Source organism: Henriciella sp. AS95 (genome assembly GCF_038900055.1).
Classification (GTDB): Bacteria; Pseudomonadota; Alphaproteobacteria; order Caulobacterales; family Hyphomonadaceae; genus Henriciella.
The window spans coordinates 105,589-117,601 of record NZ_JBBMQM010000001.1 but is presented as its reverse complement, the minus strand read 5'-3'; the positions used below and the strand labels follow the sequence as shown (position 1 = coordinate 117,601).

General features: G+C 59.4%; 11 protein-coding genes. 3 read left to right on the top strand and 8 right to left on the bottom strand.

The features are described from left to right. Window positions 1–20: 20 nt before the first annotated feature. The 6 genes from WNY37_RS00640 to WNY37_RS00615 form a co-directional block, all read right to left on the bottom strand. Window positions 21–704, bottom strand: coding sequence for a uridine kinase (locus tag WNY37_RS00640; protein WP_342971520.1), 684 nt, complete (start codon window positions 702–704; stop codon window positions 21–23). 69 nt (window positions 705–773) lie between these two features. Beyond that, a complete protein-coding gene (locus tag WNY37_RS00635) occupies window positions 774–2,252 on the bottom strand; it encodes a hypothetical protein (protein WP_342971519.1) in 1,479 nt (492 codons plus the stop codon). A gap of 252 nt (window positions 2,253–2,504) precedes the next feature. Further along, window positions 2,505–3,326, bottom strand: a complete 822-nt coding sequence (locus tag WNY37_RS00630; RefSeq protein WP_342971518.1) for a CAP domain-containing protein — start codon at window positions 3,324–3,326, stop codon at window positions 2,505–2,507. A 194-nt stretch (window positions 3,327–3,520) separates the two neighbouring features. Continuing rightward, window positions 3,521–5,653, bottom strand: a complete 2,133-nt coding sequence (pnp, locus tag WNY37_RS00625) for a polyribonucleotide nucleotidyltransferase (protein WP_342971517.1) — start codon at window positions 5,651–5,653, stop codon at window positions 3,521–3,523. A 75-nt stretch (window positions 5,654–5,728) separates the two neighbouring features. Beyond that, window positions 5,729–6,052 (bottom strand): 30S ribosomal protein S15, encoded by a 324-nt coding sequence (gene rpsO, locus WNY37_RS00620; RefSeq protein ID WP_342974855.1) that lies wholly within the window; start codon window positions 6,050–6,052, stop codon window positions 5,729–5,731. Window positions 6,053–6,212: 160 nt separating this feature from the next. Beyond that, a complete protein-coding gene (locus WNY37_RS00615; protein WP_342971516.1) occupies window positions 6,213–7,016 on the bottom strand; it encodes an AraC family transcriptional regulator in 804 nt (267 codons plus the stop codon). A gap of 79 nt (window positions 7,017–7,095) precedes the next feature. On the opposite strand from WNY37_RS00615, the gene WNY37_RS00610 reads away from it, so the two are divergent. After that, window positions 7,096–8,136 carry a hypothetical protein gene (locus WNY37_RS00610; protein WP_342971515.1) on the top strand — a complete coding sequence of 347 codons (1,041 nt, stop codon included), beginning with the start codon at window positions 7,096–7,098 and terminating at the stop codon, window positions 8,134–8,136. 37 nt (window positions 8,137–8,173) lie between these two features. Further along, window positions 8,174–8,887: a spermidine synthase gene (locus WNY37_RS00605; RefSeq protein WP_342971514.1), complete on the top strand. Its 714-nt coding sequence runs from the start codon at window positions 8,174–8,176 to the stop codon at window positions 8,885–8,887. Here the strand turns inward: WNY37_RS00605 and truB are convergent. Then, window positions 8,884–9,819 (bottom strand): tRNA pseudouridine(55) synthase TruB, encoded by a 936-nt coding sequence (truB, locus tag WNY37_RS00600; RefSeq protein ID WP_342971513.1) that lies wholly within the window; start codon window positions 9,817–9,819, stop codon window positions 8,884–8,886. The two genes, WNY37_RS00605 and truB, sit on opposite strands and share 4 nt — an antisense overlap. Before the next feature lie 110 nt (window positions 9,820–9,929). Continuing rightward, window positions 9,930–10,535: a manganese efflux pump MntP family protein gene (locus tag WNY37_RS00595; protein ID WP_342971512.1), complete on the bottom strand. Its 606-nt coding sequence runs from the start codon at window positions 10,533–10,535 to the stop codon at window positions 9,930–9,932. A gap of 83 nt (window positions 10,536–10,618) precedes the next feature. Between WNY37_RS00595 and WNY37_RS00590 the strand changes: the two genes are divergently transcribed. After that, window positions 10,619–11,992, top strand: a complete 1,374-nt coding sequence (locus WNY37_RS00590; protein ID WP_342971511.1) for a mechanosensitive ion channel domain-containing protein — start codon at window positions 10,619–10,621, stop codon at window positions 11,990–11,992. Window positions 11,993–12,013: the final 21 nt, after the last annotated feature.

Below are 12,013 nucleotides of genomic sequence, written 5' to 3'. Positions count from 1 at the left end.
CAGCATAGCCCGAAAACGCTTTACAGCACACCGGCACTTTGCAGGCGAGAGATGACCGGAGCGAGCATGCGGTCAATCGCGTCCTCGCCTGGGCAGACTTTCCCATACGCCGGCAGGCCTTCATCGGCGATAACCAGATCAGCCTCGAACTTTGACGGGAAGGTAAAGCGGTAGTGGGCCGCGCGCACCGTATCGAGATAATGCTGCAGCACATTCTCAACCGTCCGGCCGCGTTCGATCACATCCCGGCGCAACCGGCGCGCGAGGCGAAGGTCGTCTGGCGTGTCGACATAGATAGACAGGTCGATCAGTGGGATCATCTCCGGCACCGACAAGGCATGGATGCCTTCAAGAATGATAATCGGCGCAGGATCGATGCGATGCGTCTCGTTAGCTGCGCGGTCATGACGATCGAAATCATAGACTGGCTGGTCGATATACTGGCCGGATTTCAGCGCGGCCAAATCATTGGCGAGATGGCGCGTATCCTTCGAGGCCGGGTCGTCATAATTCGCTGCAGCGATGATCTGTGCGCGCTGCGCCTCGGTTTCACACGGGCCATAGTGGCGCATGGGCCAGTAATACCCATCTTCGTGGAAGATGACGGCCTGGCCGGGCCCGAGGCGGTCGATGAGGGCATCGGCAAGCGTGGACTTGCCGGAGCCGGACCCGCCCGACATGGCGATGAGGAAAGAGCTGATCATGGCCGAGGTCTACCGGTTAGGCCTCACAACGAAAAGCGGCAACCTCGGTTCGAGTGTGTATAATTACCCTCAAGTTCCCGATCCATGAAACATCCAAGATCCATTGGAATTTGTGAAGAGGCCTGACTGGATATGAGAATCTTCAGAACCAAACTGCTTCCAGAAAAAACTCGCAGCGCAACCAGCTGGGTCTCTTTCACATCCGGCTGCGGTGACATCGTATTTGTACGAACAGCGAAACATGGAGTCGGTCAGCTTACGACAGCCAACTTTTGACAGATTTATTGAAGGGTCCTCCCACTCTACAGATCTTACAGATGGATTACGTTTATCCAAAGCCCTTCTGATTGCCTCGCGCATCTCGACGAAGGTCGGCTCTCCGCTTGCCGTTTCTGGCGTCCTTCCTGCTAGTTTCAGCATGTAGTGCTCACATTTCCCGCCTCCCCATTGAAGCGCTGTCAATGCGTCCTCACTATCAATTTCAGGAGCCAACTCCACGCCATATTCAGCAAGTCGTTGAGCAATCTGGTCGAGAAGGAATTGGGATGCTGCTAAGCCCGTCAAATTGGAATCATCACGCTCCGCAATACGAACGTACTCTTCTATGCTGGTAACTGAGAGTTCTCCGTCTAGCTCGACAAATCCAAATGCAGCGGGTGAGATTTCGCCTACTGTTTTTCCGTGTTTTGCGAAGGCTCCAACAACAGGATCGGATGGGCGAGCAAGACGGCCAAAATACGACGCAAGTACTGGCTTTTCTTCTGCTGTCTTGGGCAGAGCAGAATCTGCTATATCTGTAACGACCGCAAGCAGCTGCCCACAAGGGTGTAGTTGGCTGTAGGTCAACAAAACGGGGCGGCGTGCCGCTTCTGTTCGGGCGTAGGTTTCGAATTCAGTAATGGAAAGTGTCGCACCACTTCCGGATTGACGATCTGAATAATAGACAAATTCGAATCCTGGATCATAGCGCCGACTGCCTGAGAGGCTGTTTCGTACGGATTCGCTCGGAGAAAGACTAATGTTGTGGTAGTTGGCCAGCTCATTGCACGCTCCCTCTGCACCAAGCATACACGCCCGGATATAAACATCCTTCGCCTGATTTTTCGCTGTTGGCGCTGAATCAAACTCACGTTCTCGTGCCCAACTGTAGCAGCTTTTTGCGCTGCCCAATTCACAACCCCTCATCAAGGCAAGCATTTTAGGATGACCGGGACGATTATCATCAAGACCTGAATAGCTCACGCCTTTTTCATACTCATAGTATCGACTGTCGCGCTCATAGATCCGAGCGAGCTTATAGCAACTATCGGCATTGCCGGTAGCACACGAGTTTTCGCAGGCTTGGTGTCGTTTTTCCGCGGCATTAATGTCGAGCTTTTTTTCGCCGTAGTTGGTGAAAATCGTAGATATTGGAGCTGCTCGGCAAATAAAGTCACTCGAAGCCGTTTGAGCGGCAGTTGTCATTCGACCCGACAAAAGGAAGCAAAATAGTATACCCAATACTACCCAAGTCGTTCGTCTGAACGGCTGACTTTTAGCTTCAAGCATGCTTATCAAAGCACTTTCCTCCCTCTCCGGTGACCCCAGCTCAACTCAAATAATCTTCGCCCAAGCAAGGACTAAGCACTTCGACTATTTGAAGACCAAAAACTTCATTACTGCAACTATAGGTGGGTTTCCATATATACGGGATACACTTCCGGATTTCAAAATCACAACGTACTTCAAGAAGAAGGGCGCCATTCCGGAGAACAGCGCCCTTCTGGCGGGCGGGAGCTTCCTCCCGTCGCTGGGGGTGATCTACTGCATGGAGACCATCGGGCCTTGCAGGACGTAGGTGTCCGCGTTCATTTTGACGAGCACATTGAGATAGGCCGTCTCTTCAGACGTCAGATCGTCCGCAGCAACGCGCATGATCTTGCCGCCGGCAAGGCGTTGGCCGCCTTCGTCCGACAGGTTCCATCCCGCCGTGCGAAACATCTTGTCATGAATGCGCGGGTCGAGGCTCGTGCCGGATGCGAGCGACAGTGGAAGCGGGGTTTCCAGCTCGCCATCCACCGTCGTCAGCATCTGCACGACATAGATCTTGCCGTTTGCTTCGGCGACGCCAATGCCCGTGTCGGTGAAGGTATCGTGCGTGAGGTTCTCGCGGTTTGCCGCGTCCGAGATGATCATGTCGAACACATCGGTAGAGTCGGCATCAGCGGCCATCACGACGACATTTGAGCCGGTCGACCCGGTCAGCAGCTGGCGGTCCAGCGCGCGCATCCGGTAGACATGGCCACGGCCTTCAAGGTCATTGTGGCCGGCATAGTTGCGGGCCGCCATGTCGAGCGCATGGGCACGGGCTGCCTTGTCGAGAGAGGCGCGGCGAGCCACCGGTTCCAGACCGGCCTTGCTACGCGCAGCATTGGTCAGGTCAGCGAGGCTGGCTTCCATATCTTCGGCGAAGGCGTCACTCTCTGCGAGGCAGGCGTCTACCTCTTCGACATAGGAAACAAGCGAAGTGCCATAGCCATCGGAGAGGTCGCAAACCGTCTCTGCCGAGGCGGCGAAGGCACCGCCCGCTGCCGCAATGGCCAGCAGTGTCGCGGTGCGAAGAGTGTCATATTTCTGTAACATAACGACATCATTTGAAATATGACAGTTATGTGTCAATAGAAAAACTGGGCTGCGGTGCAGCATTTATTAAGTCCGTCTACGGACAGACTCTGATTTTATTGCGCTTTTCAGCAGGCTTATTCCGCCAGCGAAACGAAAAAGGCCGCCCCGAATGGAGCGGCCTTTGACTCTTAAAGCTTTATTCGGCGTGCGGACTATTCGGAGTCGGCCTCGGCCGCTTCCTTGTCCTTGCCGGTTTCCTGGTCGACTGTTTTCATCGACAGGCGAACCTTGCCGCGATCATCGAAGCCCATCAGCTTGACCCAGACCGTGTCGCCTTCCTTGACGATGTCTTTCGGGTGGCCAATGCGCTCTTCCGCCATTTGCGAAACGTGCACCAGACCGTCCTTCGGACCGAAGAAGTTCACGAAAGCGCCGAAATCCTTGATGGAGACGACCTTGCCTTCATAGATCTCGCCAACTTCCGGCTCAGCCGTGAGTTCGCGGATCCGCTTCTTGGCCGCATCGATCGAGGTGCGGTCGAGCGCCGAGATCTGGATCGTGCCATCGTCTTCAACGTTGAGCTTGGCGCCCGTCGTGTCGACAATATCGCGGATCGTCTTGCCGCCCGAACCGATCACGTCACGGATCTTGTCGACCGGGATGTTCACGATTTCCATTTGCGGGGCGTTCTCGGAGAGCTCGCCGCGGGCGGTGTCGAGGGCCTTGTTCATCTCACCGAGGATATGAGCGCGGCCGCCCTTGGCCTGCTCAAGCGCGGTTTGCATGATGTCCTTGGTGATACCGGCGATCTTGATGTCCATCTGGAGCGATGTGACACCCTTTTCGGTCCCGGCGACCTTGAAGTCCATGTCACCGAGATGGTCCTCGTCGCCAAGGATGTCGGAGAGGACTGCAACGCCCTCATCATCCTTGATCAGACCCATGGCAATACCGGACACCGGACGCGAGATCGGAACCCCGGCATCCATCATGGCCAGCGCACAGCCACAAACCGTCGCCATCGAGGACGAGCCATTGGACTCGGTGATCTCTGAGACCAGACGGATCGTGTACGGGAACTGATCTGCTTCTGGCAGGACAGCTTTCAGCGCGCGCCAGGCGAGCTTGCCGTGACCGATTTCGCGGCGGCCAGCGCCGCCCATACGGCCGGTTTCACCGACAGAGTATGGCGGGAAGTTGTAGTGAAGCAGGAACTTCTCTTTGTGGGTGCCGCCAAGACCGTCGATGAATTGCTCATCGTCGGACGTGCCGAGCGTGGCCACACAGATGGCTTGCGTCTCACCGCGCGTGAACAGGGCAGAGCCGTGCGTGCGTGGCAGGAAGCCGGCTTCGGCGACGATCGGGCGAACCTGATCCAGCGCGCGGCCGTCAATGCGCTTGCCGGTCTTGATGATGTCACCACGAACGACTTTCGCTTCGGCTTTCTTGAAGGCGGATTTGAAGACCGACTCGTCCATGCCGTCCGGCTTTTCTTCCGTTGCGACGAGCGCTTCGGCTGCCTTGGTGCGGGCTGCGCCCACAGCTTCCTGGCGGTCCAGCTTCTCAGTGATCTTGTAAGCGGCAGAGAGGTCTGCACCGACAAGGTCCTGGATCTGCTTGAGTTCACCGGAAAGATCTTCGCCTTCGAAGTCGAATGGCTCTTTTGCTGATTTCTCGGCGAGCTTGATGATCGCGTCGATCACCGGCTGCATCGCTTCGTGGCCCGCCATGACGGCGCCAAGCATGACGTCTTCGGGAAGCTCTTTGGCTTCGGATTCAACCATCATCACGGCATCGTTCGTGCCGGCGACAACAAGATCGAGTTCGCTTTCCAGCAGATCGTCTGCCGTCGGGTTGATCAGATAGTCGCCATCCTTGTAGCCGACGCGCGCTGCGCCGATCGGGCCCATGAACGGGGCACCGGACAGGACGAGAGCTGCGGATGCGCCGATCATGCCGACAATATCCGGGTCGTTTTCCATGTCATAGGAGATCGCCGTCAGGACGACCTGGACTTCATTCTTGAAGCCGGAAACGAAAAGCGGACGGATCGGGCGGTCGATGAGGCGAGACGTCAGGGTCTCTTTCTCGGTCGGACGGCCTTCACGCTTGAAGTAGCCACCCGGGATACGGCCCGATGCGTAATATTTTTCCTGGTAGTTGACCGTCAGGGGGAAGAAGTCCTGCCCTGGCTTTGCTTCCTTGCGGAAGGTAGCGGTCGCGAGAACGGTGGTATCACCGTAAGTGACGAGGACGGCCCCGTCAGCCTGACGAGCGACACGGCCCGTCTCGATCGTCAACGTGCGGCCGGCCCATTCCAGCGACACGGTTTGTTTGTCAAACATCAGTTTTCTTCTTTCTCTTCATACGAAAAGCCCGCCCGGACCCCATGTCCTGGCGGGCTATTTGTGAGCCGGCGCCTAGCGGCGGATCCCCAGCTCTTCGATTAGGGTCTTGTAACGGCCCTCGTTCTTCCTCTTCAGATAGTCGAGGAGTTTACGGCGCGTGGCGACGAGATTGAGCAGGCCGCGACGCGAATGGTGGTCTTTTTTGTTGGTCTGGAAGTGCTCGGTCAGGTTGTTGATGCGCTCGGTGAGGATCGCAACCTGGACTTCCGGAGAGCCAGTATCGCCTTCGGTCTGGGCGAATTTCTTGATCAGTTCAGATTTCTTTTCTGCCGTAATCGACATCGGTATACTTTCTCTTTGTCGCCCCTGGGGGCGGTTGTTCGGGTCGCCTTCAATGGCGGGGTTTACGAGCCGGGTCTTGCCATTCAGCCAGGGCCGGGATGTCGTCCAGCCGGGCTAGAGAGCAAGAAGTCCGTCTCAAGGGCGCGCACATCGCACATTTGGGCCGGAAAGGGAAGGGGTCGGGTGCAAGCTGACCCATGTCCCAACATGCCGATCAGGGCGTCGCCAGGCCGAACCGCCGCAAGCTGTGCAGACGCGTCAGCCGCTCTCCTGTCAGGGCTTTCACTTCGCTCGACATATGCGCCTGATCGGAAAAGCCGTGCGCATAGGCGAGGTCGGCCCAGTCAGGGCGGCTCAGCTCATCTGCTCGCAGCAGCAGTCTCTGCAGCCGGACCAGCCGTGCATATTTCTTCGGGGCCAGTGCGACTTCCGCCACAAAACCGCGATGCAGGGTGCGTTCTGAGGTACCAAGCTCATCTGCGATCAAGCGCACAGACCGCCGTCCGCCGCTCGCCCGGATCAGTCTCGCTGCTGCGGCAACCCTCGGCGTGGTGTGCGCCGTCGCAGCATGCCGGGCACACAGTTTCAGCAGCTCAGCTGTCACCGCTTCGGCAGAAGCCGCCTGCTCGGCCAGCCGGCGCACAGAGGCCACCCCTTCCACCGTGCCGATATCGACATCCTCATCGGCGATATCTCCGGGCACGCAGTCCACCAGCCCTGCCGCAGCTTCGGGGTGCAATCGCACAGCAATAATTTCCGTTCCTTGCGAGGGTGCCTGCCAGCGGGGTTTCAGCACCGGCCCGAGCAGCCGAACAGATGCCGCTTCAACGCGTCCCTGCCGCCATTGCCGCTCAACGGCCACGCACAGCTTCCAGTGCGGCGACAGGAGCTGCGCCGACAATGATTTTTCAGGTCCGCCATACGTCCAGGCCGCCTCGGCCACGCTGGCCAGCGCGCCGGTCATGTCCCGCCAGCGATACTCATTCAACGGGTCGCGATGTTGAAACGAAAAGTCCAAGACATGTGTCCGATTTTTCAAAGACGGCTTTGTCACTTGCCTGTAGCGCATCCGAAGGAGTCGATAAAGGAAGTCACCAATGATCATGTCCGCGCTTATGGCTGCCAGCTGCGTGCAACTCGCCAGCTTCGACGTTCCGCCACAGGCTCAAGCTTCGCTTGATGACGATGGCGTTCTGAGTCTGCAGGATGGCCTCGTCTGGACCGACCTGCCGGCGTTTGAAAACGGGACCCTTGAGGCAGATATCCTGCTTGAGCCGGGCCGCGCCTTCACCGGAATACTCTTCCGGGCAGGTGATTCAGGGAATGGCGAAATGATCTATCTGCGCCACCACCAGTCCGGCCTGCCGGATGCCTGGCAATACCATCCGCGGTATCACGGCCATCAGGCTTACCAGATCTATCAGGGCGAAGGTTTCGCGGGCGAGACAGACATTCCGCTTGGCCGCTGGGCCCGGCTTCGCCTCGTCGTCAATGGTGACAGGGCAAGCCTCTCGATTGACGGTGAGGAGGTGGCCTTCATGCACGACCTTCAGCGCAAGGAAGGCCCCGGCCGTTTCGGTTTCTGGGCGCTGCTCGGTGAGCGGTCCATTCGGAACGTTTGCTTCTCGCCGGTCGAAACCGAACTGCCCGAGCCACGGCCATTCGGGACCGATCAGCCGGTCGCAGGACTTGTTCCGGCCTGGCGCGTATCGAGCCCGTTCGATTGGGAGGACCGTCATCAATTGGTCCAGACTTTCAGCCCCGGCGAAGGCGAGATTGTGCGGGCGACGCATCGCGGGATTGCCGACCTCAACCGGGTCGCGCCCCTTGAGCCAGGGGCAGACACCGTCCTTGCCAGTCTCACGCTGGAGAGCGATGCAGCCCGGACCGTCATGTTCGACTTCGGCTTCTCCGACGATGTCGCGATCTATCTGAACGGCACACTGCTTTACGAAGGGAGTGACCGGTTCCGCAGCCGCGACTATCGCTTTCTTGGCACGGTCGGTCTTTATGACAGCCTGCCCCTGCGGCTTGAGGCTGGCAACAACACGCTTGTGCTTGCCATTGGAGAGACCGAAGGTGGGTGGGCTGTCAGCGGCCGGCTGGCAGACGCAGAAGGAGTATCGCTACGCCCATGACCAAGCTGACACCGCCGAATAACGACATCCGGGTCGCATGAGCCGTCTTTTTGAAGAACTGGACTATCAGGTCACGCCCATCGGGGCCGTCAGCCTGCGCCGCCGGCATATCCTGTCGCTGAAGCAGGATGTGTGGGAGGTTCTGCTCGGTGATGAGCATCTCATGTCGAGCCTCTTCACCGCGTCCGAGATCGCTCTGGCGAAGCTCGGCCTCGCCGCGCTTGGCGAGGCGCCGGAGCAGGGCTGGGACGTGGTCGTTGGCGGTCTTGGCCTCGGCTACACGGCGGCGGCTGTGCTGGAAAACCCCAATGTGCGCACGCTCGAAGTGGTCGACTTCCTCGCCCCCGTCATCGAGTGGCATGAGCAACGCCTCGTTCCGCTCGACCCGCCGCTGCTGGACGATGAACGCTGCACGCTCCGCCAAGCCGATTTCTTTGAACTGGCCGCCTCTGATCAGGGCTTCGGCGCACCAAAGGACGCGATCCTGATCGATATCGACCACACGCCGGACTGGTTGCTCGATGAGCGCAGCGGCAGTTTCTACAGCGAAGACGGCCTCGCCAAACTCGCCCGCCACCTCAAACCCGGCGGCGTCATGGGCCTGTGGTCAGATGCCCGAGAGGACGAGGCCTTCACAGCGCGAATGGCAAATGTCTTTGAGAGCGCCTGGAGCGAGCCGGTCACCTTCCACAACCCGCTTCAGGACAACACATTCACGCAGACCGTCTATCTGGCCGGAAAAGCCAGCTAGCCCATCTGGAAGACGCGGTTGGGCTGGAACCGCCCTGCGCGCACTTCCCCCATCGCAACCGCTTCGTCGCCGTCCATGGCGAGGGCGAGGCGGTTGTCGGGTTCGGGGTTCTTTTCCAGCCGCCACTGCTCGACGACGTGTGGCATCAGCATGATATCACGGCCCTGGCGGATCATCGCGGCATCGTCGGCGCTGATTTCCACTTCCGGCACGTCGTCCAGCACGGCCTCGATGGGCGCCAGCGTCTTCAGCAACTCGTCGCGCTCCATATCCTCAAGGTCAGCCAGCTTCACGGCGGCGCCTTCGTGCATCACGCCCACCCGGATACGGCGCAGCTGCGAGACATGCCCCTCACAGCCAAGCGTTGCGGCGAGGTCACGGGCCAGTGCCCGAACATAAAAGCCCTTGCCGGACCGCACATGGATGACGGCATGGTCGGCGTCCGGCATCTCCAGCAGGCGCGCTTCATACACCGTCACCTTGCGAGACGGGATCTCAAACTCTTCGCCATCGCGGGCGAGATCATAGGCGCGTTCCCCATCGACCTTGATGGCGGAATATTTCGGGGGAACCTGCTCGATATCGCCTTCGAACTGTTCCAGCGCGTCTTCGATGCCCTCTTGCGTCGGGCGGACATCGGATGTGGCCACCACGTCGCCCTCGGCATCGAGTGTACGCGTCGTACGGCCCCACTCGACGGTGAAGACATATTCCTTGTCGGCGTCCATCGCCCACTGAACGGTCTTTGTCGCTTCCCCGAAGGCGATGGGCAGGATGCCGTCGGCGAGCGGATCAAGCGTGCCACCATGGCCGCATTTCTGCGCATTGAAGAGCCGTTTCAGAATGCCAACGACCTGCGTTGACGTCACATCCACGGGCTTGTCGACATTGAGCCAGCCATGAACCGGCAGGCCTTTGCGTTTGCGTGCCATTGATTATCTCCTTCAGGGCCGGGCGGCAGCGGTTCGGACGCTGGCCGGTCTTGGATCGGTTGCCGGGCTACTGCGCGAGTAGGGCGCCGTCAACCGGCAATGGATGCAGATCAGGCCGCGCCGGTCAGGTGCTGATACAGGATCAGTGCGCCGATACCGACGAGAACGATCCCGCCCAGGGCCTCCGCCCAGCTGCCCAGCCATTCGCCGGCCTTGCGTCCGATGAGCACGCCAATCGTTGCCATTACGGTGGTGACCCCGCCGATGATGATGGCCGCCTGGATGATGTTCACGCTCATCATGGCAAGGCTGACGCCGACCACCAGCGCGTCGATACTGGTCGCGAAGGCGGCGAGCACCAGCCGGATCCATTTCGGGCCCTTGCCCGACATGTCCGGCGCAACGGTTTCAACAGCGGCTTCAGGGCTGTGCTGCACCTCTCCACGGATCACTTCCCAGATCATGTGCAGGCCAACGGCGGACAGCAGGACGAAGGCGATCCAGTGATCAACGCTGGCGACCTGGTCGGCCACAGCGATCCCGACCGCATAACCGATCAGTGGCATCAGCGCTTCCATCGCGCCGAACACCGCGCCGGTCTTCAGCGCCGCGAGGAGACCGCTCTGCTTGTCGCCGGCGCCTTTTCCGAGCGCGGCCGCAAACGCGTCTACCGAAAGGCCGAGCGCGAGCAAGAAAAGTGTAAGAAGACCTGCCATCGCAGCGCTTCTCGCGCGCGCTGATTGTTCGCGCAAGTCGTAAAGATGGAACTGCGACGCTGTTTCAGGTATTTCGCTATGGAATGGTCCACACGCTTAGACATCTGCTATTCGCGCTCCTGCTCGCCGCTCTGGCGGCGCCCGCCATTGCGCAGGAAGAACCGGTCAGCGAACCGAGCGAGCCTATCGCCGCCGAACGGACCATTTCAGATAGCGCCATCGCCGCGCGCCTGTCTGATATTTTCTCCGAAATTCGCGGGCTCGAAGACATCGTCATTGAGGTCAATGCCGGCGTGGTTTCGCTATCCGGCACTGTCAGCCAGCAAGGCGACGGCGTCCGCGCCGTCGCGATCGCGTCGCGCCTTGAAGGCGTCGTCACGGTTGAAGATGCGGTTGAGCGCAGTCTTGCGGTGGAAACCTCCCTGTCGCCCGCCATCGCCAATCTGGAGAATAGTTTGCGCCGCGGCTGGGAAGCCCTGCCGCTGATCGGGCTGGCCCTGGCTGTCTTCATCATCATCTGGATTGTCGGGCATTTGCTCGCCAGCTGGAAATTCCTCTGGAAGCGGCTCGCGCCAAATCCTTTCCTGGTCGAAATTATCGCTCAGGCGATCCGCTTCATTGCGCTGATTGTCGGCCTGGTCGTCGCGCTGAATCTTGTCGGCGCAACAGCATTGATGGGGGCGATCCTCGGCGGCGCCGGTGTCATCGGCCTCGCGATCGGCTTTGCCGTACGTGACACGGTCGAGAACTATATCTCCTCAATCATGCTGTCGCTGCGCCAGCCATTCCGCGCCAATGACCACGTCCTGATCAATGAGCATGAGGGCAAGGTGGTTCGCCTCACCTCACGCGCCACGATCCTGATGACGCTGGACGGCAATCATCTGCGGATTCCCAATTCCACGGTCTTCAAAGCCATCATCCTCAACTATACGCGCAACCCTGAGCGCCGCTTCGAGTTCGAACTGGGTGTTGACGCCAATGACGATCCCGTCGCCGCCATGGCATGTGGATTTGCAGCGATGGGCGCGCTTGATTTCATCCTTCGCGAGCCGAAACCGGACGCTCATATCAAGGCGGTCGGCGACAGCAATATCGTCATTCGGTTCATGGGCTGGCTCAACCAGTCCGAAGCGGAGTTCCACAAGGCGCGCAGTCTCGCCATCCGGGCCACGAAAGACGCCCTGGAGGAAGACGGCTTCACCCTGCCTGAGCCGATTTATCGCTTGCGCTTCGATGGCAATGTCCCGGCGCTGCTGACAGAGGCGGCCTCAGACGCATCCGCGAAGCCTTCAGCGCAGCCAGCGCCGACGCGTATCCCATCTGCCAGCGACGTGGAGGCCGAAGCCCAGCTCCTGGATGTACGCCCAGACGACCACATCACTGAAAAGGTAGACGAGGAACGCGCCGCCACGGGCGAGGAAGACCTTCTCGATAATGAGCGGCCGGTGGAGTAGGAAGGGGAATTTCCACCTTTC